Genomic DNA, 25,532 nt, shown 5'->3' with positions numbered 1-25,532 from the left:
CCTATGAAACGGGAACAAAAGCTTATCGCGAAAAACAAAAAGGCGTCGTTCGAATACGAGCTGCTCGAGCGTTTTGAGGCCGGCATCGAACTCACAGGAACCGAGGTGCGCTCGCTTCGTGAGAACAACTGTCAGATAACCGACAGCTTCGCGCTCGTACGGCATGGCGAAGTGTGGTTGCATGGTGTTCACATCCCGCCGTTTTCGAACGGCAATATAGCCAACCACGACCCCGATCGCAAGCGTAAGCTACTGCTTCACCGTAGGGAAATCCGCGAATTGGAGCGAAAAACGGCCGAGAAGGGTATGGCGCTCGTTCCCACGAAGATGTACTTCAAAGAGAATTCCCTGGTAAAGGTTGAAATTGCTATTGGTCGCGGCAAGAAGCTCTACGATAAGCGCGCGGCAATGGCTGAGCGCGATGCGAAGCGCGAGATCGAGCGCGCCATGAAGATGCGCCTGCGCTAGGGAAGCCCATGAGTTAAGGAGTGCAACCCCATGACCTACGAAAACGATCAGCTTGAGCAGAATGAAATGACGAGCACGAGCATAGCAGACGAGGATGAGAACACGGTAGACGAGAACGAGAGTGCGCTCGAAGAAAACGAATGCACAATAGATGAGAGCGCGAATGAAGAAGAAACCATCGAGCTCGAGTTTGATGAGAGCGACATCGTTGGTTACATCGTTGACGAGGACGATGTAGAAATCGGTATCATCGTCATGGAAGATGGCGAAGAGGTTGAGTACTACTACGCCGAAGAAGAAGAGCCTGTGCGAGTAACAGACATCATCGACGAATACGATTTAGGAATCACACGTGAAGGTGTTGCCAGCGCCACTAAGGACATGAACGTCGTGTTCAAGGAGGGAGCCGCTGTAGCGAGTGAGTTTAAAGGCGCTTACGATGACATCATGAAAGCATTCGATTTCAAGAGTCTGCTAAAGAAGTAGCTTACAAGCGCACGTCGTGTGTATGTCATGCGGGCGGCACGTAATGCGCCGCCCGATTCCTTTTCTATCGGAAGCAAGTTGCGCTCATACGAGCTACGGCGCGGCCGGTGTCATCACGCACGTCAACCGTGTAGAATCCCAGCTTGCGGCCAGATTTATCAACTGAGCATTCGGCGATGAGCTTGGTTCCCTTACACGCACTCATGAATTCGATGGTGTTGCTCACCGACACCGTGGGTTCCTCGCCAATGTTACATGCGATCGCTAACGCGAAATCAGCCAGCGTAAAAATAGCACCGCCCATCACGCCGCCCTGCGCGTTGTAATGAACGGGTGCGAGCTCCATCTCGCAGATAGCATGTCCGCGCGACCCTTCCACCACGCGGCAACCGGCCGCCTGAGTAGCAAACTTGTCGCCACTGAAGTATTCGGAAATCTGCTCTACAGTCATGTCTTCCGAAAGCATGAGAGGCTCCTTTCGTTTCAAGACAGAGAAAGCTGCTTGAATCTCAATGTGATTACAGGTCAGATTGTCACAGTGATAGGGGAACCTCGCAGAAAAAAGACGAACTATCCTCAAATGAAAATAGTTCGTCTCATTCTCCTGTGGTGGAGGCGCGGAGGATCGAACTCCGGTCCATACTACATTCTCCATGAGGCTCTACAAGCTTAGTTTATGGTCGAGTCTCGGAGCGCCCAAGCCCACAAACAAGCGGGGCACGTCCCAGCCGGTTCTATCTTTTCCTTGGTCATACCGACTACGTACCAAGGAGCATTCCCCTTAGATGATGCCGAACTGCGAGTCGGGGACCTCCCGCAGCCGACAGCCTGGCTCGGTTATTAAGCGGCCATGGCGAGCGCAGGTGCGCTCTGAGTGTTGTTCTTGCCAATTAACTTGACGGTACCCCTGTTTAACGTGGCGAGGAGACCACGACCTGCTCCTCATCTCAAACATACCATGTCGAAACCAGTCGCCCCCATGAATCGGCGTTGTGCCGTACACGAGCGGAAACAGCGTGGCTCCACCTTGTCAACGTGCCTGTACCACGAAATAACCGGGGTACGAACATTCATTCTACCGAGGTTGCATCGCTTGTCAAGCCACGAACATGCACGTTGCCGTTTTGAAACAAACGCGATGAACCTTTGCTGACAACACCGATCAGCGTATTGCCGTACCTTCTTCACCAACCAGCTCGCACAAAAAGCGGTACACGGGGCCTAGTAGGCAATCGCCCTCTTCGAGCTTGAAATACCGTAATGGCAGCTGCAACTTGCGTTTGTCAGCCATATACCGCCCACCGCTGCGTCGCAGCGCCGTCATACGATCGCGTGGAACGTCAATTGGCTCCACCACTAAGCGCCCGGCAACAACCGATACCATGCTGATGTGCCGCTCAGCGGCAAGCGCCTTAATACGCGCTTTCGCTAGTAAGTTGCGTGCCGCTGCGGGCATGTCGGCGTGCTTGGCAGTCAAATCGCGTTCCACATCATCAACTGCAGCAAGCGTGCTCGCATACGCTAACTTGCGGTACCACAGCACGCGCTCGTCGGTGTCGGGCAGGTACTCTTCGGGAAGATACGCATGTCCCGGCACGTTTACCGTAATGTCGGAAAGCGCCGGCGGCAACCCCTCGCCTGCCTTCGGATCGCCTTCACGCGTGGCAGTAACAGCTGCCTCGAGCATCTGCGCAAACAAGTCGAAACCAACCGCCGACATGTTTCCCGATTGCTCGGCTCCTAGCAGGCTGCCTGCCCCTCGGATCTCAAGATCGCGCATGGCAATACGCATACCGCTACCCAAGTCCTGATGCTCGGAAAGTGCTGTTAAGCGAGCCGTTGCCTCTTCGGTAAGCGTCACCTTGCCTGGGAACATAAAGTAAGCGTACGCCTGCACCGATGAACGACCCACGCGCCCTTTCAGCTGGTACATCTGCGCCAATCCCAAGCGCTGCGAATCTTCTATCACCAGCGTATTCGTGCGCGGGTTGTCGATACCGCTTTCAATGATAGTGGTAGCCACCAGTACATCGAGTTCGCCAGCGGCGAAATCCTCCATCACGTGCTCCAGCTGGTCTTTTGCCATCTGGCCGTGTGCAACTCCCACACGCGCCTCGCCAGCAGCCTCTTGTACGCGACGAGCCGCTTCCTCAATAGAGCGCACACGATTGCTCACGTAGTACACTTGGCCACCTCTCGCCAGTTCGCGACGGATGGCAGCACTCACCAGGTCGGGGTCCCATTCCCCCACATGTACCTCAACAGCGCGGCGATCATCGGGCGGCGTGAGAATGAGACTCATATCACGCACACCAGAAAGCGACATTTGCATGGTACGGGGAATGGGCGTGGCCGACAGCGTAAGCACATCGACGCTTTCTCGCAGGTTTTTCAGTTGTTCTTTATGCCCCACGCCGAACCGCTGTTCCTCGTCGATGACCACCAGTCCCAAATCGTGCGGGTTCACATCGCGCGACAACAGGCGGTGTGTGCCCACGAGCACGTTCACCTCGCCGGCGGCAAACCCAACAAGCGCTGCTGCCTGCTGCTGTGGCGTGCGGAAACGAGAGAGCACTTCAACACGCACACCGAAGGGATCAAAACGGTCTTTGAAGCTTGCGAAATGCTGCTGTGCCAGAATAGTAGTCGGACAGAGCACCATCACCTGCTTGCCGTCTTGTGTGGCCTTAAACGCCGCACGCAGGGCAACTTCTGTTTTGCCAAACCCTACGTCGCCACACACCAAGCGATCCATTGGCTTTGCCGATTCCATGTCGGCCTTCACATCGGCAATGGCAGCAAGCTGATCGGGAGTTTCGCGGTAGGGAAAGGCCGATTCCATCTCGCGCTGCCACGGCGTATCGCCAGAAAAACGATAACCCTGAACGCTCGCGCGTCGCGTGTACACGTCTACCAGGTCGAACGCGAGTTTACGCGTGGCCTTACGCGCTTTTGCCAGCGCGCGTGACCAGTCGCTTGTGTTCAGCCGTGTAAGGCGCGGACTTGCACCTTCAGGTCCCACATAGCGGGTCACGCGATCGAGCTGTTCGACAGGAACAAACAACTTGTCGCTCTCGGCGTACTGAAGGTACAGGTAATCGCGCTCGGTGCCGTCAACTTCTCGGCGCACAAGCTCCTTAAACAGCGCTACACCATGGGCAGCATGTACCACATAATCACCGGGCTTGTACGGGAAGGTGATTTCGGTCATGTCAATGTGACGATGTGCGCGTGTGACGCTGCCTTGTGTGTCAGCGATGCTCACAATCCCCAAACGCGCCTTCGGAATGATGAGTCCCAAAGGAACGTCCACATCCACCACGTTCACCACGCCGCGGCGCAACCTGCGCTTCGCCGCACCCGGATCACCGGGTTCGTCCACGTTGGCAACCTCTAATATGGGAAGCTCGTGATCAACAAGTGTCAGCTTCATGTCGTGACGAGCGCGGGGGTTCGGCACACTCAGCACCACCATGTTGCCACCATCGAGCAGCGTCCGCAGCCTACCGAACAGCTTGTCAGGGTGCCTCGCCACTTCGGTGCGCTTCACCGGAAGGTCGGCATCGATTTGGCTTCCCGCCGTCATGATGCTCACGTACGTCGCACGCTGATTCGTGCCGAAACTAAGCGTTGCAGGTTGCAAGTACAGTCCATCGAGCGCGATGTGGCTGCCCCGTGCGCGCCCTTCGATGTCCTCTCTCGTATGCACTGCGTCATCAACGAGCGACCGGGGCTCGATCAGCACGGTACATGCTTCGGCAGGCAGGTAATCACCCAGCGAAACGGTACGATCATACAGGTAGGGAAGCAACACATCAGCTCCGTCGAAGCGAAGTCCGCCGTCAAGCTTCTCCAGCACGTCGCGCAATGCGGGATTAGTGCGTGCAGGATTTATCAAGCGACTCCGCGCGCGAGCAATGCCTGAGGCATCGGCTTTAAACTCACGCGTTGGATAGATATTCACGCTCGAAAGCGTCGATATCGTCTGTCCAGTTGCCGGCACGATACGGCGTATTTCCTCGAGTTCATCGCCGAAGAAGTCGAGCCGAACCGGATACACCATATTGCCCGGGAACACATCGATAGTGCCGCCACGCACACAGAAGGTACCGGGGCCGTCAAGCTCGCCTACGTTCGCGTAGCCAATAGACTCAAGGCAGTCGATTAAATCGTCGAGATCGCACACGGAAAGCGGGCCAGCATCTTCCATGCTAGCAAGCTCGCACCCTGATGCAAGTGTTATGGGTCGCCACGCCCCGGCTGCAGCTGGTGGCAACGCGCGCAGGAGTGCTCGAGCCGATGCCACTACCACAACCTTACGCCCACAGGCGAGTGCATGCATACATTCAGTTCGCATGCCAACCTGACGCATGTTTACCGGCTTCGGTGCGAAGGGGTAATCGCTGCGCTCAGGAAAACGAAGTACTCTACCCTCCCCCAAATACGCCACGACACCGCGGTAGAACGACAGCGCCGCATCCTCACCGGCAACTACCACAAGCGTCGTCTGTGGATGCGCGGCAAAGCGCGCCGCCACCATGAACGGACGCGCCGATGCGGCAACACCGATGGAAGCGTCATCACCTGCATCGAGCTTGCCCCAGAAACCCTCAAGACAACCTGATTGCTCGAGAACAAAGGAGAGCGAATCTATGAGCATGAGCGTCCTTTCATATGAGAAGCATCGGATCGCGATAAGTAGCCTCAGATAACACAGCGCAGCCCTGAATGGCACCAAATCGGCCTGCTTTAATTCCGGAGCGTATCAAGACAGCACAAAGAGCCGCACGAATGCGCGGCTTTAAGGTGTCGTATTGTACAACGAAACACACAGGAGAAGCTCTTTTCTAAAAAGGTTGCATCGAATCATCTGCGTATCACAACTTAATCAGCCTAATCAGCCACCTCTTAATCAACTGGCGCAACCATAAGCACCATGAGACACTACGAGCGTGAATGATTTCTCGTTTCGAGCGTTTCAAACCTGTACAGCACCTTTAATGCGGCTATACTGGCATGCAGCAGCAAGCTACCACCATGTCGGCAAATTCTGCGTAGTCCGGCGCGGGTGGTTGCGGTGCTGCCATTCTGCGCCGGAAGCCTCGCGTAGATACGCCTGTGCCTCCACCCTACTTTCTGCATTTCGAGACGAGACGCCCGGGGCCGCACGAAGCGGCAGTTGCAACGATGCGCAACGCCCGGCACACAACAATGAAAGAGATGAAGCTCATGACTGACTACCATCCGATGTGGGAAGAACTTGGCATGGACCTCGAAACCCACGACCTGCTGTGCGACGCGCTGCCCGTAGCATTCGGCGACACGTACCTTTCCCAGGAAAACCGGCCCGAAAACATGGCGTTCTATGATTTCGTGGTGTCTGGTATCCATGGCATTCGCCCCGCCGAGTTTATCGAGATGAAGAAAGAGGGCCGCAAGGTGTTCGGCACGTTCTGTGTGTTCGTGCCCGACGAGGTGGTTGTTGCCTGCAACGGTGCCGTCACCGGCCTGTGTGGCGGATCGCAATTCTGGGTGCCTGATGGCGAGAAGCACATTCCTTCCGATACGTGCCCGCTGATCAAGGCGTCTCTGGGCGCGCATTTCGGCAAGACCTGCCCGTACTTCATGGTATCCGACATGTACGTGGGCGAAACCACGTGTGATGGCAAGAAGAAAGCCTACGAGGTGCTGGGCGCCGACAAAGAAACCTACATCATGGACATGCCACAGATGAAACGCCCATGCGACATCGAGAAATGGAAGGAAGAAATTGCCGCTTTCGCCGCGAAGGTCGAAGAGGTAACCGGTGTTACGCTCACGGCTGAGAATCTAGCTGAAGCTATCAAGGTAATCAACGCCAAGCGTGCAGCGCTCAAGCGTGTCTACGACTGCCGCAAGGCCGATCCAGTGCCCATCAGCGGCAAAGATGCCCTGCTTATGATTCAGATCGCCTTCTTCGACGATCCGGTTCGCTGTGCCGAGATGGCCAACAAACTGGCCGACGAGCTCGAGCAGCGCATCGCCGACGGCGTAGGCGTGTTCCCGGCAGGCACCAAGCGTATCATGGTTACCGGCACACCGTTGGCCATTCCTAACTGGAAGCTGCACCACATTATCGAAACGAGCGGCGCTGTGGTGGTGTGCGAGGACATGTGCACCGGATCGCGTTACTTCGAGAACCAGGTTGATGAGTCTGGCACCATGCTCGATGAGCAGTTCATGGCGCTATCTGAGCGCTACATGAAGAATAACTGCGCATGCTTCACGCCTAATCCGGGCCGTCTTGAGGACATCGTCCGTCAGGCGAAGGAATATAATGTCGACGGCGTTATCGACTGCAACCTCAAGTTCTGCACGTTGTACAACATCGAAAAGCAAAGCGTCGCCGATCTGCTGGCCGAAGAGGGCATTCCGTGCCTGAGCCTGGAAACCGATTACGCTGACAACGACGCCGAGCAGCTGCGCACCCGCATCGGCGCATTTGTGGAGATGCTGGGGTAGAGCCGCAATGCCGCTTTCGCGAAACGTCCGCTGTTACGCGCTTCTGAAAACGCACACCGACGTGTGGGCGCTCTTCGAAGCATGCAAAGAAGCTGGTGTAGAAGCGCGCATTGCGCCCACACCACGCCAAGCAGACACGCACGCGTCATGCGGCACGTCGCTTTTGGTTCCCTGTGATACTTCCGATGCCGTGCTCGCGCTTGCAAGCGAGCGCGGCATCGCTACGAACGGGGTTGTACGCGTACAAAACGCTATCGATCCTGCAAGGGATCGTTATTGCTGATGCACTACTTGTCAAGACGTATGATTTTCCTACGTCCCGTATAAAAGCGCATACAAAAGCGCCGTACACGATAATGATGGAAACCTGGCCGCAACTATGCTGCCGCAACAAGAAGAAAGGACCTGATGATCATGGACATGACTGTTGATGCTTTGGGCGATAAGTGCCCGCTTCCCGTAGTAAAGGCGAAAAACGCCCTTGAGGTTATGGGTGAGGGAACGCTTGAGGTACTTGTCGACAACGAGACCGCCGTCACCAACCTGAAGAACTTCGCCGCAAAGAAACGCTGCACCGCCGAAAGCGAGCAGCTGGCTGAAGCCAAATACGCCGTGCGCATTACGGCAACCGCCGAATCGCTGTGCGCTCAAACAGCACCCGAGGTCGATGCCGATGCGACTGCGCCGGCAAAGAAGCCGGTTGTGGTCATCTCATCGAACCTCATGGGCTCAGGTGACGACAAGCTGGGCGCAACGCTCATGAAGGGATTCATCTTCGCTCTCACGCAGCAAGACACACTGCCGAGCGCCGTGCTGTTCTATAACAGTGGCGTCAAGCTTACGTGCGAGGGCAGCGAATCGCTCGATGACCTGCGTAGCCTCGCCGATTCCGGCGTGACTATCTTGTCGTGCGGCACCTGCCTACAAAACTTCGAGCTGTCCGACAAACTTGCTGTTGGCGAACCCACCAACATGTACGTCATCGTGGAAACCCAGATGGAAGCCGGAGCCATCATCCGTCCATAACGGATGCGCCCGCACCTATCCGTATGACGCCCTGCATCAACAAACGCACGAAAGGCACTCATGATCTACCTGGACAACGCAGCGACAACAATGCAGAAGCCGCCCGAGGTGGCCGAAGCAGTATGCGCCGCCATTAACGGATTCGGTGGCGTAGGCCGTGGAGCGCACGAGGCTTCGCTCGATGCTGGTGTCACCGTCTATCAAGCACGCGCTCGGTGCGCCGAACTCTTCGGTGCGCCAAGCGCGTCGAGCGTCGCCTTCGCATCGAACATAACTGAGGCGCTCAATATCGCCCTTTGTGGCCTTCTAGGCGCAGGCGATCATGCCATCACCACCGCAGCCTCGCACAACTCCGTCCTTCGGCCGCTCTACCGCCTGCAAGAGGAAGCTGGCGTTGAACTATCCATAGCACCCATCGCGACCGACGGAACCCTATCCTATGAGCGCTTCGAAGAGCTGTTCCAAGAAAACACGAAGCTCATTGCTGTCACCCATGCCTCAAACCTCACTGGTCAGGTCTATGACATCGCACGCTTGGCAGCTATGGCGCATGCACATGGGGCACTCTGCGTTGTGGACGCCGCTCAGACGGCTGGTAGCACACCCATCAACATGACGTCAGATGGCATTGACGTGCTGTGTTTCACCGGCCACAAAGGACTCTACGGCCCTCAGGGTACTGGTGGTTTGTGTGTTGCCGAAGGTGTGTGTATCCGCCCGCTAAAGGTTGGCGGCACCGGTGTACACAGCTACGACAAGCATCACCCCTCCAGTATGCCCGACTCGCTGGAAGCTGGCACCATTAATGCTCATGGCATTGCTGGCTTGAAAGCCGGTGTCGAATTCGTGTTGCGCGAAGGGGTTGAAGTAATCGGCGAACACACGCACGGCCTTGCTGCACGCCTGCGCGAAGCGGCTGAGACTATCGACGGCATTACCGTGTATGGCGACGGCAGCCCATCGGCCATCGTATGTTTGAACGTACGCGACTATGACTCGTCTGAAGTAGCAGACGCCCTGTCTGTCGACTACGGCATTGCCACACGTGCAGGTGCCCACTGTGCCCCACTCATGCACGAGGCACTGGGAACAAGCGACCGCGGAGCCGTTCGCTTCAGCTTCGGCTGGTTTAGCACCGACGCCGACGTCGACGCAGCCGTGTGCGCGCTGCGCGAGATTGCGGCAGAGGAATAGCTTATGGCACTGCGCAAGAAAACGCCGCATACGGTGCTTACCTTCCCCACCACACAAGCCGCTATGGCCTTCGAAGAGGCTGCCCGCAGTTACAACTTGCCCGGCAGGATGATTCCCGTTCCCTCGGCGATCTCAGCCGGATGTGGCCTGTCGTGGTGCGCGCCCACCGACAAACGCGACGAACTGCTTCGTGCATGCACTACCCACCAGCTTGATTACGAAGGTGTTCACACCGTCGATTTGTATTAACCATTCCTGCACCCCTTTGAGGAGAACCATGATTCGCATTGGTATCGATATTGGATCAACCGCCACAAAGGCGGTCGCACTCGATGGAGAAGAGCTCGCTTACACACTCGTATGCCCAACCGGCTTCAGCAGTGTCGACGCCGCCGAACGCGTGGCAGCGGATTTCGCGGACCATGGCTACGACGTGCAGGAACTACCCGTTATCGCTACTGGCTATGGCCGAGTGGCTGTTCCTTATGCCGATAAGGTGGTTACCGAAATCACCTGTCACGGTAAGGGAGCATCGTTTTTGTTCGGGGGCGACGGCGCAGTGCTCGACGTTGGTGGTCAGGACACCAAGATTATCAACTTGCGCGGCGGGCGCGTGGTGAAGTTCCTCATGAACGATAAGTGCTCGGCCGGTACGGGCAAGTTCCTGGAAATCATGGCCAACCGTATGGCCGTCACTCAAGACGAACTGTCCGCACTCGCACGCAATGGCAAGCCGACCACCATTTCGAGCATGTGTACTGTGTTTGCCGAGAGCGAGGTTATCAGCCTTATTGGGAAGGGAGCTGCACGCGAAGACATTGCCAACGGTGTTATCGAATCCGTGGTGTCGAAGGTGTGCACACTCGCTTCTCAGATTAGCGCCGAGCAGTATTTCCTCACCGGAGGCCTGTGTGAGAACAACTACATCATCGAACGGCTTTCATCGCACCTAAAAGCGCCGGTAACCACCGACCCCCGAGCTCGTTTCGCCGGTGCTATCGGCGCAGCACTCTGTGTTGAATAGGTAATGTACGAAGTACACGCTTGTTTTAGCGTTTTGCTGCCCGATATCACCTACAGAAACTATACGGACTCCGAGAGGTCGTTTAAGACTGCAACTCGGGGCCTAACTTCTGTCTATCAGCAAATTGACAACCATTTCAGGAAGCGAAGGGCCTATGGAACCCGATTATGTGGCTTCCATAGGCCCTTTTCAAACAACGCAACCCTAAATGGAATGCGGTGTAGCTAAATAAATGAGATGTCGAACCCCTACAGCATTTCGATGAACGCAGCGACGCGCGTGTTCAGTTGTCCCACATCGGAGGTCGAGTAGTCGGTTTCTATCTGCAGGTACGGCAAGCCCTTTTCCTCGTTTACGAACTTCTCAATAGACTTCGCTTCCACCGCATAGGTGTGGCATGCCGACAGCGTCATCTCCACTACGCCGTCAATGTGGTACTCATCGATGAGTCGACCCATAAGCTCATAACGGTTCGGGTTCGGCGTCATCACCGAACACCCGATATTCAGGTAACGCTCGGCGAGCGCATGGTACACATCAGGATCATCCTCGTTGACCAAACGATCGAACGACTTCGTGCCTGAGCAGTTTTCAAACGCCACCACGATGCCACCGTTGTCCTCTACGGCCTTCAAAACCTTGGTGGTCACGCCGCCCATCGGGCAGCCAGTTATGAGAATGCGCGGCTTCTTGGGCTGCATTTTGCCTTCAGCGTATTCAGCTTCAATCTTGTCGGCAATAGCATTCAGCTCAGTTGTCGATTCAGCCTTGTCAAACTTGAAGCCTACGCCATACATGACGTTAAACAAGTCGCCACCCGTGATGGGTGCCGGGTCATGCAGCATCACATCGGTTAGCTTCTTCATAGCCAGACGATTCTCGTTGTTTACGCGGATTGCCTCAGCGATCGCTTCCTCGGTGATGGTCACGTCGAACTTATGCTCGAGGTACTCCTTCATCTTCACAATCTCGGCGCGCCACAGAGCCAATGCGTCGGCATCCTGCGAGTTCGGCAGGTTCATGATGTACACGTCCTTGCCCAACTGTGCCATGAGTTCATACATCTTCTTCTTGCCGTCACAGGTAGTCTCTCCCACTACCAGGTCGCTAAAGTAGAAGAACGGGCACTTGTCGGTTTTGGCGAAACCGTAGCTCGATTTGATGAGCGGACACAGGTTTCGCGGCAGATCCTTTTCGGCGTCGGGAATGGTTTCGTCCGACACCGAGCACAAGCCAACCACCGAAGCGCCAAACGCCATGGCCAGTTCATGCGGGAAATACGTGCAGTAGATTCCCACCACGGGAACGTCTTTGTCTTTCAGGGCCTTCACTCCCAGAAACGCCTGCTGACGCGCCTCGGCAAAATCATCGAACACATCAGGCAGTGATTTTACAAGCTCCATTGCAGAACTTCCTCTCGTCTCTATGAACGTATGTGATGAAGGTGGGCGGCCATTTCGTCGCGCGCCTCAGACGGCTTCCAGCACGCATGTGCAGCTGGAAAGCGGGAGCCTTTGCAGAATCGGCCATCGCGCAGAAAACAACAGCCGAACAGCTCTCTTGCGATTATACGCGCGAAAGCCAGCCACTCTACGCAAAGATGCAGGGAATTACAGATGAAACAGGAACACACGGAAGCGAACACCCTGCGAAACGGCCAATGTTGTTGATCGTTAACGTCTACGAGCTATAGTTCTTTTGTCGCGTAAATACGAGAAATTGCCACGATAACTACCACGACACCAATAATCATCAGCGGTGTGGGTATTTCTCCAAACAACAACAGACCAAAAACCATTGCGGCGGCAGGTTCAATGAGTTCGAGTGTAGACGCTATGCCCATGTCCATCTTTGCGAGGGCCATAGCGAAAAACACGTAGGGCAGAATGGCGCACACTACGGCTTGGCTGATAAGCCAGAAACAGCTCGTGAAAGGATCTGTAGCCACATAAGAGATCACTTGATCCCAGTGGCACAAGGGCAAAAGCGAGATGGCCCCAATGGCGAAATACCAAAAGTTGATTGTCGATGCTTTCATACCCCAGCTGCTCATCGCCCGGGTCGTAGCGCCGTTCACGGCATACATCATGCCCGTCAGAATACCCATGAGAAGGCCGAACCAGGAAAACGTCGTTATTGTTCCCTGCTCGAGCACGCCACTGATTAGTACAACTCCAAATAAGGCTACAGCAGCGCAAGTTATTTTGCGCATCGTGAGCGCCTCGCCAAACAGCACACGACCGAGAAGCAACGACCAAATAGCGAACAGTCCAATCAGTACAGAGGAAAGCGACAGGTTCAAGCTCATGATCGCCACGTTGTATACGATATTCATGTAGGCGCTACCGATAACAGCACCAACGATCAGAACAGGAATGGCCCGTTTGGGAACCTTAAGGGAACTTTTGTCTTTGACAAGCATGAACGCACCGAGGATCACACTCGAAACAATCATGCGCGTACAGACGATCGTACCATTATCAAGGCCACCTGCATCGAGATAGCGAACGAACACGCCGATAGAACCCCACATAATGCCCGCAAGAATAGGCAGAGCCAGATAGGCTTTTGATGCGGGCATAGGCGCTCCTTCACTGCTATTCTATCGTGTTCTCTTGTGTGCGGGGTCGATATCCACCGCCAGGTCACTGGTATCTTGCATTGAGTGCGCGCTCTCATCAACGCATGAAACAAACGATTCTTCAGTAAACTCTCATTGATTTCCAGCGGGTTTGAGATTCACCGGAAACCAACGAGTGCTTTGACAAGGGAATACAGCAATGAAACTACCCGCGAGACTCACTGGCGCTCCAGGTAGCAACCGAGACGCGTAAGTTCGGCCGCCACCGTTTCCACCAGCAGCGGCAGTGCGGCATGAACCGCAGGCGTGAGCCCTACCGTCGCAACTTCGGGAGAAGGATTTTCTACCTGCATACCCAGGCAAAGACCACGCGCCTCGTAACCGAGCAATGCAGCAGCATCAAACAAATCAATAAGCTTCAAATCATGAAGCGATGCCGTAGCACCAGTATGCCGCGCCATGGCATCGGGCGCGAAACGTAGCACCGTACCTGCGGGGTTACCCGTACCATCTACCGCATCCACCGTAATAACCACGTCGAACTCGTCCACGACAAATATCATGTCCATACTCAGGCAACCGATGTCGTAGAGCTGCACGTTTTCGGGAACAGAATGCCGCTCACAGAACAGCTCATAAGCGGCCGGCCCCACGCCATCATCGAGCATGAGCTTGTTACCTACAAACAGCACCGCAACACGCAGATCGCGTGCAAAATCAGCATGTTCAATGCCGATTTGTTTTTCAACATCTTCGGTGACTGTATCCTGAATCATGCCCATCATATTATCGCCAGCACGTTCCCCTTGTTCCATAATGTACCCCTTTTCAAGATGTACGCTGCTAAGCTTGCGCACAAAAAAAGAAATGACCGTGCTCGTCAATATCTGGTAGCGGGGGCGACGCGCAGTTCCGCAGCGACGACAACAATCCTGTGGATTGTTGTCCAAAGCGAGGACTGCCGAGCATCGACCCTGCTGCCAGATGTTGACGAACAAAAACACATAGATTCACAGCGACGGAAATAATCCAGCGGACTGTTTCCCAAAGCGAGGACTGCCGAGCATCGACCCTGTTGCCAGATAATGACGAGCGAAGGTACTACCCTATGCTACAAGAAACGGCGGCCGCCGGTGTTCCGACGACCGCCGCACATGTCAACTACGACGTGTTTTATTCCTTGTGACCAAGATCGTCTTCGCCTACGATCACGTGACGATCGGGATCGTACACCAAGCCACCATGTTCCTTACGGATGAACATGAGTGCCGTGGGAGCAAAGCCCTCGACGTTTGCCAGGTACACGTGAATGAACATGAAGATGATGAACACGAACATCAGGAAGTAGTGGATGATACGCATGTTCATCAGGCCACCAACAAGCGTAGTACCTGCAGCGAAGATGCCAAGGTTCATCGTGGGAGCCCACAGAGCCAAGCCCGTGTAGAACATGAGCACGATAAGTATTGGAATCAGCAAGTAGCTGATCTTCTGAGGCACACCCAGTTTAGCGCCCAGCGGATGATCCTTCTTGAGGAACAGATAGTACTTCACCCACTGAATGCCCTGATGGCGGTTATCAGCCTGCGGCAGCCAGGTCTTGTAGTCGGGCACCTGCTTGCGCGTGCCACCGGTCGGTGCGGTCTTCACAAAGAAGGCCATGATCACGCGCGCTAAGCAATTCGCAAACAGAACGATGCCGCAGAAGATGTGTAGGCCGCGGCACAGTCCCATGATGCCGGGGATTACCGGATAATGGATGATAATACCCGACAAAATGAGCAGAATCATGCAGACGAGGTTGATCCAGTGCGTGACGACGAACACCAATGGATGAGCCTCGCGATAATGAGCAAGATGCGCCATGCTACTTCACCCCCCAAGGATTCGTCACGGTTTCGAAGCTCTTGCCTGTAGCCGGCTCGGTTACATGAACCGCGCAAGCGGTGCAGGGGTCGAAGCTATGCACGGTACGCAGCGCGTTGATGGGCATTTCCACATCTTCCACCGGGCAGCCAATGAGCGCCTGCTCCATGGGGCCATGCTCACCATCTTTGTTCATAGGAGCAAGGTTCCACGTAGACGGAATAATAATCTGGTAGCCCTCAATGCGGCCGTTCTTTACCTTTTCACTGTGGTAGAGCGCACCACGTGGAGCCTCCCAGAAGCCCGTACCTGAGCCGGAATCGGTTTCGGGTGCGCGGAAGTACTCGCTGTCCCCACCCTTCACAGCCTCAATCAGTTCGTCAACCCATTCCTTCATAAGTGTGGCAATGTAGAGCGTTTCCAGCTGACGCAATGCCGTACGACCAAGCGTCGATTGCGCAACAGACAAATCACCCGGAGCACCCAGCGCGCGTAGCATGTCGTCGACGCCGTCCTTGATGAAAGGCACACCGCGTTTGTAAGCTGCCAGGATACGCGCCAGACCACCCGCCTCCATGGGCTTGCCGTCGTAATTGGGGCACTTCACCCACGTGTAGCGGTCGTTCACGTCGTAGCCAGTAAACTCCGGTTCGGTGACGAAGTAAGGCGACTCGTACTCGTCGCTACCCTTGTACCAAGAGCGGCCCATGTACTCTTTGATCTTGCTCTCTTCAACATCGCTCAGATTAAGCTTCTCATCGAGCACACCCATGGGCAGATAACGGTCAGCCAGCTGCATGCTCTGATTCTCAAACACACCCCACGCAATATAGCGTCCGCAGCCCTTGCCGAACTCCAGTGCTTCCATGTAGTTTGCGCCGATAGCCAACGTATCGGGAATCATGGTGGTGGACACCCAGTTGTACACCTCGTCGACAAGCGCCTTCAGATCATCGAGCTTCTGCTCGGTGGGCACAAACGCCGTACCACCCGGCACAAGCGTCATGATGTGAGGCATCTTGCCACCCAGAAGTGCAGCGATCTCAGAAGAACGTGCCTGCATCTTCAGCGCTTCAAGATAGTGGGCAGTGCAGATGAGGTCGAGTTCAGGCGAAAGCTTGTACGCCTTGCCGCCATCAGCCTCGAACCAGTTACCCGAGAAGATAGACAGCTGGCCATTGTCGGCGAACGTCTTCAAGCGATTCTTCAGCTGGAAGAAATCGGTATTCATGGACGTTTCCGCTTCGATGGCAAGCGCCACGGCGTCCTCGGGATCGGCCTTGAGCGCGTTTAAGGGGTTCACGTAATCAAGTGCCGCCAGGTTGTAGAACCATAAGATATGGCTATGCAAGAACTGCGCGCCCTCGATGAGGTTGCGCACGATGCGAGCATTGTTGGAAATGGTGATGCCGTAGGCCTTCTCGGCGGCAATGCTGGAAGCATGCGCGTGAGACACCGGGCACACGCCACAGATGCGCTGAACAATCTGCGCGGCATCTTCCGGAGTGCGGTTCTGCACGACAAGTTCCATGCCGCGGAAGCAGCCGCCCGACACCCACGCATCGGTAACCTCGCCATGCTCGACTTCCATCTCAACGCGGAGATGGCCTTCGATACGGGTGATCGGGTCGATAACCGAACGGGTCATACCAGCTTACCTCCCCTCTTCTTCATTAGCCGCGGTACCGCCTTTGCCCTTGCGGGCAGCTGCGACAACCTCGGGATCGTACTTACCAATGGATTTGTCGGGATGCTTGGCGTCCCATGCGCGGATTTCCTCGAAGTCAGCGCCGCCATCCATACGCCCGGTCATCTTCATACCGAAGCCATGGATAACCAACGCACCAGCAACCAAACCGGTCAGCCCCAGCGCAATGGTGTCGGGGCGAATTGCCCAGTCGCCAATACGGAAATCGCGATGGCGCTTGTAGAAGGGCGTGTTCATCTCGACCCAGTTGTCGTTGATGTTAGCTGGATTAGCCTCGCAGCAACCGATGCAGGGCGCACCTGCCTGCACACACCAGCTGCGGCGGTTGTTCCACAGCGTTACGCCGCAGTTCGACTTTGTCTGCGGGCCGCGGCAGCCAAGCGGATACAGGCAGTAGCCCAACGCCTCTTCCTTGCTGCCGAACTCGTACACGAACTCGCCGTTCTCGAAGTGCCCACGACGCTCGCAGTTATCATGTACGGTCTGATCGAAAATGCCGGCGGGCTTGCCCTGCGAGTTCAGGTCGAGCTCTGCGGGCGTAAGCTTCATCAACACCACGTCAACCAGTACCGACACGAGCCATTCAGGGTTCGCCGGACATCCGGGGATGTTCACCACGGGAACATCAATGCCCACTTCTTCGAGGTACTGCTGCATGCCAAGTGCACCAGCGGAATTCGGCGTAGCGCTCATCCAACCACCGTTAACGGCGCAAGAACCCAACGCAACGACAGCGTTTGCGTTGCGAGCGGCTTCCTCCAGATGCTCGGTTCCCGGCGCGTCGGCAACGCGAAGCGCTTGGCCCTCCCAGCCCTTCAGCACGGCTCCCTCGTAAATGAGGATGTAGTTTCCAGCCTCAATGGTTTGCGCTTTTGCTTCCTCCATCGAATGACCCGCAGCCGCAGACAGCGTTTCGGAGTAGTTTAGCGAAATCATCTCCAACACGATGCTTGCCGCATCGGGCGTCTCAACCTGCGCGAACGACTCGGTGCAGCCCGTGCAAGACGCTCCCTCAATCCAAATGACAGGATAGAGGTTTCCTGACTTCGCCCCGATGACGGTGTCGGCAAGGGCACGTTCCACGTGTGGACCGGTCAAACCCGACAGGCCAGCAGCGGCAGCAACGGCTCCGCAAAGCTTCACAAAGCTGCGGCGCGATACCCCCCGCGCGGAAAGCAGATTCTGAAACTCGGAGACAGTGGCCTCTGTTTCCATGTGCACACCTCCTTTAGGTGCTCTCGTCTTCCAATTGCGAAGGTATTGTGACGCAATTTGTGAAAAAGAACGCGAAACAATGCATGAAAAGGATGGTATATTCTGTAAAAGGCACAATAATGTTACGATATCACTCACAGGTAACAAATTGGAAACGATGTCTTACGGCATGCGGATACAAGCATCCGCAACGTATCGGCCACTACCGCGCTCGTGCAAGAGCGTCGAGACGAGCCATCACTACGTCCTCAACTTCGTAGGAGCACGGCAAGAACGACCCCTCTTCGGAATAGAGCGTGCGAATGTAGCCACCGCATTCGTCGCATGTGGCAAGGCGGTGGGCATCATCGCCTGAAATACTGTAGAAGTGCAGGCGCTCTTGGCTGCGGTTTCCGCACCGTGCACAGCGAACGCGTTCGAACTCCCAGGTACAGGCGCACTGCGGACAAACCAGCACGCGTCCACGACCTGATGACGACGTGTTCGCGCCCACATGCGCAAGCGTAGGGGCACTACCGCACACAGGGCACAGAAGCGGACGTGGCTCGGCGACACCGGCTGTGCGTAATGCGACCATGGCAGCCTGGGCAGGCTGCTCAAGCTGCACTTTAAGAGCCAAACTTGCCGTCAAAGCACCAAGGAGCGCCTGATCTCCGGTCATACTACCACTGTTAAGTACAGCTGCAACCTTGGCGAGCCACGCACTTGGGTTTGAACCCGCAAGCGCACAATCGGATTGAAGCACCACAGAGTCCCACTTCACACGAGCAAACGCCGCTATCGTATCGGCGGGAAAACCGCCTGCATCGTTAAACACTTCCGCAAGCTTACCAAGCGTCGCAATGAGCGCATCGGCATCAACAGGTACCGGTGCAAGATCAAATATGGCGCGACCTTCCCTGTAGGCAACAAGAACGTCAGCCGGAGCCGGTGCCTCCCACGTAACCTGGACAGACATCTCGTCCGAACAAGCTGCCTGCACACCCCACAGCGTGCGGAAGAACGCCAATCGCGCCAGGTCAGCTGCGTCGAGCTTGTCGGCGTACGCGGCAATAGCTGCGTCGATACGTTTCAAATTCACAGGGCAGCTCCTTTATACTACGGCGCGCCACACGACCGGCAAACCACATCGTAGGCACACCACATGACAGGTACACCGCCCCGCCCGCCCCTTGCGGGAACGAGCGGGGTTGGTGCGACGTCTACTTCTCGACAACGTTCTTTCCGTTTTTCAGCTCTTTGCGAGCCCAGTGGCCCCAGTGGTATAAAGCGTCGGATTCGGACACGAGCCCATCACCGAACATAAGCTTATGGGTGCCGCGGTAGGGCTGAAAGATCCCTGCACCCAAAAAGATGTGTGCCATGCCGAACACGGCAATCAAGAAGAACCCAATGTCGTGCAGAAGCAACACGACAGCGTACGCGTCACCGCCCAAGGTAAACACAGTGGAACCTAAGAGCATCACCATGCCGGTAATACCCATGAGCGCGCCTGCAAACCACAGCATGCCGTCGGCAAAACGCTGGCCGCTCTTTATCTCACCCTGATCGGGCATGTGAATCCACTTCGCCATGAACAAGTAGGGGAAGAACAGGATCATCCATTTCTTGTCGTCGGAGTCCCACTTGGCAAAGAGGTTCTTGAATATGTGCGCCACACCCTTCGGTGCCATAATGGCACTGATAAGCGGAACTGCCACGAATACCACACCGATCACGCGGTGGCTCATACGTATTACAAACACCACATCAGCACCGACCAACTGCGTGAGAGGTGGCACAAACACGAACAAGCCCGTGACGCACAGCAACAGGCATGCGATGATAGTGACGTCATGCGTGATGCGCGCCTGCTTGGAATGGCGAACGATATAGCGCTCGGTCCCCTTCTGCTTGCGAGCTGTTAGAAACCTTTGATCACTCGCAGCTTGTTCGGGCGTAACTTGAACACGTGCGTTACTCATGGTCGCCCCCCTTCTTGCCAATAGGCAGGTTACAGGTGATGTGCTCTTTAACGGACTCGGTGTCTTGGCCGTCGCCGTGCTTTATAACCTCACCTGTCTCAAGGCTAATCGTGTCTTCGGTTTCGGCGTTGTACGCTAACTTGTCGCGCTTGTAGCCAGCGGCCAAACCGAACATGGCAGCCAAACCAATCACGGTAGCACCTGCCACCACGCCCGTGACGGGCTTCATGATGTTGGTAAGCGTGGTAATGGGGCTTACCTTCGGGTCGAGAACCTGACCGTGTGCCTCAACGCCGTACTTAAACACCTGAATGACATGCAGACCGCCTATCTCTTCGGCACCATAGATGACAGCATGTTCATACCCGCGACTTTTCAGCATCGCGAGGCGTTTCTCTGCTTCAGCCAGCATCTCGTCGCGATCGCCAAAGGAAAGTGCTTCGGGTTGACACGTGGACACACAAGCTGGAGCCATACCCTGTTCGATGCGATCAACGCAGCCCGTACACTTATTCACTTTACCCTGCATGCCGTTGTAGCGTGGCACGTCGAAGGGGCAGGCTGTAACGCAATAGTGACAGGCGACGCACTTCGAGGCATCAACGGTCACCATGCCGCTTTCTTCGTGAACATACAAGGTTCCCGACGGACAGATGGACGCACACGGCGCATCGGTACAATGCTGACAAGAACGGCGACCGAATGCCCAGGCAACCGGCTTATTCGACAGCGCACCATCCGCTTCGCTGTACGTCATAATCAGCCGTGTTGCACCATTAAGGTCGGACGGGTTTTGATGGGTTCCGCTAAACGTATTCTCGTTGAGTCCCGTCGGGGACGGCAAAACATTCCAACACTTGCACGCGATCTGGCACGCATGGCAGCCTGTGCAGCGTGATGTGTCGAATAGGATCGCTTTCTCAGCCATTACCTCTCACCTCCCGTGGCCTTCTCGATGTTAACGAGGAAGGCTTTGTACTCGGGCGTGAACGAATTAGGATCGCCCACATTCGGAGTCAGGTCATTCACGGTGGCAGCCTCAGTTCCGAACACGCCGGCCCAGCTGTAGTGGTGCGTAAGCCCCACCAGATGCTGCTGACCGCCATGTACCTGCAACGGTTTTACGCGTTTGGTGACAACTGCAGCAACCTCAACCGATCCGCGATTGTTGAACACGCGCACCTTGTCACCCGACTCGATTCCCTTCTCGGCGGCCAGTTCTTCTGATATTTCAATAAACTGTGCGGGCATAGCCTCCACAAGCGCCGGACACATGCGAGTTTGTCCTCCGCCCTGCCATTGCTCAGTCACCGAATAGGTGGTGGCCACAATCGGATAATCGGACGCATCGCCGTGATTGGTCGATTCGTATTCGGCAAACGACATGCACGGTGAAGACAAAGCGCCATTGAGCAAGTTTTCGCCTACCGGACTCTCAAAGGGTTCATAGAATTCCGGCAAGGGTCCGTCCACCATGCCATAGCTTTCCAGCCGGGCGTTTTGTTCCCACAGCATGAAGAACGACTTGTCGTCGGGGGGAACGGGTACACCGTTATTGGCGGCAACAAAGTCGGCTTGATCCACCAGATCCCACTTCTCCCCCGTCCATTCCACAAGCTTCTTGTCGGCAGCCCACGGCTTGCCATTCATGTCAGCCGAATTGCGGTTATATAGAATGCGGCGGTTTGCCGGCCAGCTGAACGCCCAATTGGAGTACAAGCCCAAACCCGATTCGTCGTTGTTGTCTCGCCGACCGATAGGCTGAGCGCTCGGGTCGAGCGGGGCGTTGTTGTTGTTCCAGAAGCCGGAATAGATCCACATAGCACACGCAGTGGAGCCATCGGCGGCCAGTTTCGAATAGCTGGGAAGCAAGTCAACCTTGCCTTCGGCGAGATTGGAATCTGAAATGCGGTAGCCATTCAGCGCCCACGCAACGGTGCGCGGGTCTATCTTGCCGTCGATGTAGTAGTCCCACTTAGTGTTGAGAATGGGGTCGGGGTTTGCGCCGTCCTCGTCCTCATAGAGCCTGCATATTTCGGTCCACAGAAGATCACACATCTCGAAGTCAGGCTTGGCTTCCTCCCATGGCTCTAACGATTGGTAGCGGTATTGCAGCCAGCGGCCGGAGTTTACGACAATACCCGGCTTCTCATAAATGAGTGCAGCCGGCAGGAAGTACACCGTGGTGTTGATGTCGGCCGGGTTCATATCGGGTGCCTTCCAGAAGGTGGCAGACTCAGTGGCAACCAGATCGGCTACCACGAGCCAATCGAGATTCGCCATAGCACGACGCACGTTGGATGCATTCGGTGCGGAATGGCACGGGTTCATACCCCAGCAAAAGAAGCCCTTGATGACATCTTGGCTCATGAGCTCGAACGTGGAAACATGTGTGTAGTCCGGATCGGTTTTCTTGGAAGGAACTTTTGGCCACCAGTCGTAGCCGTAGTCGTTGTCCACCGTGGCGGCGTCGCCAAACCATTCCTTGAGTGCCGAGATCATAAACTTGGGCTTGTTGGTGTAATAACCGTCCGAATTCGTTTGAGACTCGAGCCACTTGCGCAACGACGAGCGATCGGTGGTGTTTGCCCATTTCAGGTATCCCGGCTGCTCATTAACGAGCATGCCCATGTCGGTTGCGCCCTGAACGTTCGGTTCGCCGCGTAACGCATTCACTCCACCGCCCGGCACGCCAACGTTTCCTAACAGCAGCTGCATAACCGACATGGCGCGCGTATTCTGAGCACCATAGGTGTGCTGCGTCTGGCCGAGCGCGTACAGGATCATGCCCGCCTTGCCGGGAGCCGCCGTTGCCGAATACGTTTCGTATACAAGCTCGAGCGTTTCTTTATCCATGCCGCAAATGTTGCACACGGTGTCCAGGTCGTAACGAGCGTAGTGGTTTTTGAGCTGCTGATACACACACATCGGATCGGCAAGCGTCATATCTCGCTTGGGATGTTTAACAACAGGCGGCGTGAATTCAGGCACGCCATCGGCAACCGCCCATGCGTATGCGCCAGTTGTATCCCATTCTTCAACGGAATCGGTTTGGTAGCGCCACGAGTTGTTGGAATAGCTCTTGGTTGCCTCGTCGTAACCGGAGAACAAGCCCGATTCCACGTCGAAATCGTATTCGGGATCGAGTAAGTAGCTGGCATTGGTGTAGTTGAGCAAGTACTCAAAGTTATAGTCGGGAACTTCCTTGCCCGCCAGGTAATCGGCCAAATTGGGCTCGATGAGGCGTTCGATAATGTAGTTAAACATGCCACCGTAAAACGCGATGTCTGTACCCGATCGAATAGGGCAGTAGATATCGGCCATTTCAGCTGTGCGGGTGTAACGAGGATCGACCACGATCCACTTCGCTCCAAGCTCATGTGCCTTGTTCAGCCACTTAGAGCCAACCGGATGATTCTCGACAGAATTCGAACCGCAATGCAGGATGACGTCGGTGTTTCTAAAGTCACACCAATGACTCGTCATAGAACCACGACCAAATGATGCCGCCAGACCGGCGACAGTTGGGCCATGTCAAACACGGGCTTGATTGTCGATCGCAACGACACCAAGCGAGCGCATCATCTTCGTGATGAGGTACTCTTCCTCGGAGTTCTGCTGCGAACCGCCCAGGCTTGCAATGCCAGGGGTCCAGTTGACGGTAAGGCCGTCCTCGTTTTCTACGAAGGTGGCGTCACGCGTTTCCTTCACCTTGCGCGCGATTTCTGCGACGGCGTCATCCCAGGTGATCGGCTCCCATTCAGATGCGCCAGGGCGGCGCACCATGGGTTTAGTCACACGACCAGGGTTTTTCATCACCTCGCGCGTTTTCGGGTCGACGATGTTGCGCAGCTGGAACATCGAAGCGCCCTTCGGGCATAATCCGCCCTTGTTGACTGGATGATCTGGATCTCCTTCAACGTTGATTAGCTCGCCATCGCGCACCGAACACAAGGAACCGCATCCTCCAGCACAATAGCAGCAAACATTGGTGCGTTCTTCGGTGTTTACGAGTTTCCAATCGGATGCGGGCTCAACAGCGAGCGCGCTCGATTGCAAGCTCAGCTCAAACGCCATACTCGCAGCGAAGGCGGCACCAGTTGCTGCGAAGAAGCCCCTGCGTGTCAGGTCCATACTGTTTCTCCCTCCTCTTATTGTCGGCTTTCGCCGTATGTACGCATGGCCTCCCTCTTCCTCGGCTCATCCCCTCAAAATTCCGAAGAAAATGTTTTTCGTGAATCGAGCACGCCGTCTATACGATGCACCTGACAGAACCTGGTAGAACCTGCCAGAGCATGCGATAACGGCGACTCAACTCGCGGTAAAACACCATGCGGTCTATTTGAAATTATGCATGCTGTAAACGCAAACGACCCCAGCGGATGGCACTTCGGGACACTTCGGGCGTCATACTCGATAAACGGCCCGGCCATATTTCAGGTCAGTCCATTCACGGACACAAATTACCCACCCACAGAATGGGAAATGTTTCGCTCGCACAACGTCGAGCACACACCCGAGCGTAAAAGTGGGCTATCATAGCGCTTTGCATTCCGAACAAGCCCGCAAAGTGACGTCGGACATACCGAAAGCATCGAACAATCAAGGAGAACGCATGAGCACGCAACCGGTTTCTATCGCATACCTTGGCCCGAAAGGCACCTACTGCAACGAAGCAGCCTGCGCCTTCGCCAAACGCATGGGCCTTGAAGACGCCACGTTTGTGGAATGCGTGTCGTTCGATGACGTGTTCGATTACGTGAACCGTGGAAAATGTACCTATGGCGTGGTCGGCAAGGAAAACTCCATCGAGGGGCCAGTCACGGCCACGCTCGATAACTTCGCTTTTAACACGTCGGCAAACATCCTCGCCGAGCATGTGGTAGACATTCATCACTGCTTAGTGCTTCACCCGGATGCATGCATTGATGACGTGACTACCGTCGCATCGCATACCCAAGGACTCGCGCAGTGTCGCAAGTTCATCGCCGCAAAACTGCCAGGACGCACGACTATTTCTACGTCGTCGACTGCAGAAAGTGCACGCTTGGCTGTGAGCGACAAATGTGTTGCCGGCATAGCAAACGCGTACGCCGCTGAACTCTACGGCGCGAAGGTGGTTGAGCGCGGCATTGAAGATCACTGCGGAAACCAGACGTCGTTCGCTCTCATCGGGCAACCCGGCAGCGCACCGCAGCTTACCGGATCACGCTACAAGACCACGCTCGCGCTGTTCTTACAGCGAGACAAGGCGGGTGCGTTGCATATGATCTTGTCGGAATTCGCCTATGCGGGCATTAACTTGTCGATGATCCAGTCGCGTCCCACCAAGCAGGTGCTCGGCGACTACATGTTTTTCATCGAGTTTGAGGGCAGCGTCAATGATCTATCGGTACAAACCGCGCTAAATTGCCTGCGATTGAAACTGCGCGAAGTAAAGGTTATCGGCAGCTACCCCATGGATTAGAGCACAGGGTGGTTTACGCGCAGACGACACAC

21 protein-coding genes and 1 other RNA gene are annotated in these 25,532 nt (G+C 55.5%); 9 read left to right on the top strand and 13 right to left on the bottom strand.

Annotation, left to right across the window (positions count from 1 at the left end; translation table 11 throughout):
- The first annotated feature begins 3 nt into the window (after positions 1-3).
- Complete coding sequence (smpB, locus tag G7Y43_RS08375) at positions 4-468, top strand: SsrA-binding protein SmpB (protein WP_165045953.1); 465 nt, start codon at positions 4-6, stop codon at positions 466-468.
- A 30-nt stretch (positions 469-498) separates the two neighbouring features.
- Positions 499-954: a hypothetical protein gene (locus G7Y43_RS08370; RefSeq protein ID WP_165045952.1), complete on the top strand. Its 456-nt coding sequence runs from the start codon at positions 499-501 to the stop codon at positions 952-954.
- A gap of 64 nt (positions 955-1,018) precedes the next feature.
- Here the strand turns inward: G7Y43_RS08370 and G7Y43_RS08365 are convergent, their stop codons facing one another.
- The 3 genes from G7Y43_RS08365 to mfd all read right to left on the bottom strand — a co-directional run bounded on the left by G7Y43_RS08365 (position 1,019) and on the right by mfd (position 5,614).
- On the bottom strand, positions 1,019-1,420 hold the full coding sequence (locus tag G7Y43_RS08365; RefSeq protein ID WP_165045951.1) for a PaaI family thioesterase: 402 nt from the start codon (positions 1,418-1,420) through the stop codon (positions 1,019-1,021).
- A gap of 141 nt (positions 1,421-1,561) precedes the next feature.
- Positions 1,562-1,933: a transfer-messenger RNA gene (ssrA, locus tag G7Y43_RS08360) on the bottom strand.
- Positions 1,934-2,116: 183 nt separating this feature from the next.
- The gene (mfd, locus tag G7Y43_RS08355) at positions 2,117-5,614 is read right to left on the bottom strand and encodes a transcription-repair coupling factor (protein WP_165045950.1); all 3,498 of its coding nucleotides are present in this window, start codon (positions 5,612-5,614) and stop codon (positions 2,117-2,119) included.
- Between the two features lie 569 nt (positions 5,615-6,183).
- Between mfd and G7Y43_RS08350 the strand changes: the two genes are divergently transcribed.
- From G7Y43_RS08350 to G7Y43_RS08325, 6 genes are all read left to right on the top strand, one after another.
- The gene (locus G7Y43_RS08350; RefSeq protein WP_165045949.1) at positions 6,184-7,455 is read left to right on the top strand and encodes a double-cubane-cluster-containing anaerobic reductase; all 1,272 of its coding nucleotides are present in this window, start codon (positions 6,184-6,186) and stop codon (positions 7,453-7,455) included.
- Between the two features lie 7 nt (positions 7,456-7,462).
- Positions 7,463-7,738, top strand: coding sequence for a DUF3343 domain-containing protein (locus G7Y43_RS08345; RefSeq protein WP_165045948.1), 276 nt, complete (start codon positions 7,463-7,465; stop codon positions 7,736-7,738).
- 131 nt (positions 7,739-7,869) lie between these two features.
- A complete protein-coding gene (gene yedF / locus G7Y43_RS08340; RefSeq protein WP_165045947.1) occupies positions 7,870-8,481 on the top strand; it encodes a sulfurtransferase-like selenium metabolism protein YedF in 612 nt (203 codons plus the stop codon).
- Positions 8,482-8,541: 60 nt separating this feature from the next.
- The gene (locus G7Y43_RS08335) at positions 8,542-9,675 is read left to right on the top strand and encodes an aminotransferase class V-fold PLP-dependent enzyme (protein WP_165045946.1); all 1,134 of its coding nucleotides are present in this window, start codon (positions 8,542-8,544) and stop codon (positions 9,673-9,675) included.
- Positions 9,676-9,678: 3 nt separating this feature from the next.
- Complete coding sequence (locus G7Y43_RS08330) at positions 9,679-9,924, top strand: DUF3343 domain-containing protein (protein ID WP_241158214.1); 246 nt, start codon at positions 9,679-9,681, stop codon at positions 9,922-9,924.
- Positions 9,925-9,952: 28 nt separating this feature from the next.
- Complete coding sequence (locus G7Y43_RS08325; RefSeq protein WP_165045945.1) at positions 9,953-10,699, top strand: acyl-CoA dehydratase activase; 747 nt, start codon at positions 9,953-9,955, stop codon at positions 10,697-10,699.
- Between the two features lie 248 nt (positions 10,700-10,947).
- Here the strand turns inward: G7Y43_RS08325 and G7Y43_RS08320 are convergent, their stop codons facing one another.
- The 10 genes from G7Y43_RS08320 to G7Y43_RS08275 form a co-directional block, all read right to left on the bottom strand.
- Positions 10,948-12,102: a double-cubane-cluster-containing anaerobic reductase gene (locus G7Y43_RS08320; RefSeq protein WP_165045944.1), complete on the bottom strand. Its 1,155-nt coding sequence runs from the start codon at positions 12,100-12,102 to the stop codon at positions 10,948-10,950.
- 284 nt (positions 12,103-12,386) lie between these two features.
- Positions 12,387-13,280, bottom strand: coding sequence for a DMT family transporter (locus tag G7Y43_RS08315; RefSeq protein ID WP_165045943.1), 894 nt, complete (start codon positions 13,278-13,280; stop codon positions 12,387-12,389).
- A gap of 218 nt (positions 13,281-13,498) precedes the next feature.
- A complete protein-coding gene (locus G7Y43_RS08310; protein ID WP_241158213.1) occupies positions 13,499-14,095 on the bottom strand; it encodes a hydrogenase maturation protease in 597 nt (198 codons plus the stop codon).
- 358 nt (positions 14,096-14,453) lie between these two features.
- Entirely contained in the window at positions 14,454-15,146 is a 693-nt protein-coding gene (locus tag G7Y43_RS08305) for a cytochrome b/b6 domain-containing protein (protein ID WP_165045942.1), read from the bottom strand.
- Position 15,147: 1 nt separating this feature from the next.
- A complete protein-coding gene (locus G7Y43_RS08300; protein ID WP_165045941.1) occupies positions 15,148-16,794 on the bottom strand; it encodes a nickel-dependent hydrogenase large subunit in 1,647 nt (548 codons plus the stop codon).
- Between the two features lie 6 nt (positions 16,795-16,800).
- A complete protein-coding gene (locus G7Y43_RS08295; RefSeq protein WP_165045940.1) occupies positions 16,801-18,069 on the bottom strand; it encodes a hydrogenase small subunit in 1,269 nt (422 codons plus the stop codon).
- A 202-nt stretch (positions 18,070-18,271) separates the two neighbouring features.
- Complete coding sequence (locus tag G7Y43_RS08290; RefSeq protein WP_165045939.1) at positions 18,272-19,150, bottom strand: formate dehydrogenase accessory protein FdhE; 879 nt, start codon at positions 19,148-19,150, stop codon at positions 18,272-18,274.
- Positions 19,151-19,271: 121 nt separating this feature from the next.
- The gene (locus tag G7Y43_RS08285) at positions 19,272-20,033 is read right to left on the bottom strand and encodes a cytochrome b/b6 domain-containing protein (protein ID WP_165045938.1); all 762 of its coding nucleotides are present in this window, start codon (positions 20,031-20,033) and stop codon (positions 19,272-19,274) included.
- Positions 20,026-20,961: a 4Fe-4S dicluster domain-containing protein gene (locus G7Y43_RS08280; RefSeq protein ID WP_165045937.1), complete on the bottom strand. Its 936-nt coding sequence runs from the start codon at positions 20,959-20,961 to the stop codon at positions 20,026-20,028. Before G7Y43_RS08280 ends, G7Y43_RS08285 begins: the two co-directional genes overlap by 8 nt.
- Positions 20,961-24,167: a molybdopterin-dependent oxidoreductase gene (locus tag G7Y43_RS08275; protein ID WP_370514675.1), complete on the bottom strand. Its 3,207-nt coding sequence runs from the start codon at positions 24,165-24,167 to the stop codon at positions 20,961-20,963. Before G7Y43_RS08275 ends, G7Y43_RS08280 begins: the two co-directional genes overlap by 1 nt.
- A gap of 481 nt (positions 24,168-24,648) precedes the next feature.
- Between G7Y43_RS08275 and pheA the strand changes: the two genes are divergently transcribed.
- Positions 24,649-25,500 (top strand): prephenate dehydratase, encoded by an 852-nt coding sequence (gene pheA / locus G7Y43_RS08265; protein ID WP_165045934.1) that lies wholly within the window; start codon positions 24,649-24,651, stop codon positions 25,498-25,500.
- The last annotated feature ends 32 nt before the right edge of the window (positions 25,501-25,532 follow it).

Source organism: Adlercreutzia sp. ZJ138 (assembly GCF_011038935.1).
Lineage (GTDB): Bacteria > Actinomycetota > Coriobacteriia > Coriobacteriales > Eggerthellaceae > ZJ141.
Note: the sequence above shows the minus strand (reverse complement) of the source record. Positions and strands in the feature narration are given on the sequence as shown.

Coding starts and splice junctions, on each gene's coding strand:
- mfd (WP_165045950.1), bottom strand. CDS start 5,614: ATGCTCATAGATTCGCTCTCCTTTGTTCTCGAGCAATCAGGTTGTCTT.
- G7Y43_RS08335 (WP_165045946.1), top strand. CDS start 8,542: ATGATCTACCTGGACAACGCAGCGACAACAATGCAGAAGCCGCCCGAG.
- G7Y43_RS08280 (WP_165045937.1), bottom strand. CDS start 20,961: ATGGCTGAGAAAGCGATCCTATTCGACACATCACGCTGCACAGGCTGC.
- G7Y43_RS08300 (WP_165045941.1), bottom strand. CDS start 16,794: ATGACCCGTTCGGTTATCGACCCGATCACCCGTATCGAAGGCCATCTC.
- G7Y43_RS08295 (WP_165045940.1), bottom strand. CDS start 18,069: ATGGAAACAGAGGCCACTGTCTCCGAGTTTCAGAATCTGCTTTCCGCG.
- G7Y43_RS08310 (WP_241158213.1), bottom strand. CDS start 14,095: ATGGAACAAGGGGAACGTGCTGGCGATAATATGATGGGCATGATTCAG.
- G7Y43_RS08285 (WP_165045938.1), bottom strand. CDS start 20,033: ATGAGTAACGCACGTGTTCAAGTTACGCCCGAACAAGCTGCGAGTGAT.
- yedF (WP_165045947.1), top strand. CDS start 7,870: ATGGACATGACTGTTGATGCTTTGGGCGATAAGTGCCCGCTTCCCGTA.
- G7Y43_RS08315 (WP_165045943.1), bottom strand. CDS start 13,280: ATGCCCGCATCAAAAGCCTATCTGGCTCTGCCTATTCTTGCGGGCATT.
- G7Y43_RS08305 (WP_165045942.1), bottom strand. CDS start 15,146: ATGGCGCATCTTGCTCATTATCGCGAGGCTCATCCATTGGTGTTCGTC.
- pheA (WP_165045934.1), top strand. CDS start 24,649: ATGAGCACGCAACCGGTTTCTATCGCATACCTTGGCCCGAAAGGCACC.
- G7Y43_RS08345 (WP_165045948.1), top strand. CDS start 7,463: ATGCCGCTTTCGCGAAACGTCCGCTGTTACGCGCTTCTGAAAACGCAC.
- G7Y43_RS08320 (WP_165045944.1), bottom strand. CDS start 12,102: ATGGAGCTTGTAAAATCACTGCCTGATGTGTTCGATGATTTTGCCGAG.
- smpB (WP_165045953.1), top strand. CDS start 4: ATGAAACGGGAACAAAAGCTTATCGCGAAAAACAAAAAGGCGTCGTTC.
- G7Y43_RS08370 (WP_165045952.1), top strand. CDS start 499: ATGACCTACGAAAACGATCAGCTTGAGCAGAATGAAATGACGAGCACG.
- G7Y43_RS08330 (WP_241158214.1), top strand. CDS start 9,679: ATGGCACTGCGCAAGAAAACGCCGCATACGGTGCTTACCTTCCCCACC.
- G7Y43_RS08365 (WP_165045951.1), bottom strand. CDS start 1,420: ATGCTTTCGGAAGACATGACTGTAGAGCAGATTTCCGAATACTTCAGT.
- G7Y43_RS08350 (WP_165045949.1), top strand. CDS start 6,184: ATGACTGACTACCATCCGATGTGGGAAGAACTTGGCATGGACCTCGAA.
- G7Y43_RS08325 (WP_165045945.1), top strand. CDS start 9,953: ATGATTCGCATTGGTATCGATATTGGATCAACCGCCACAAAGGCGGTC.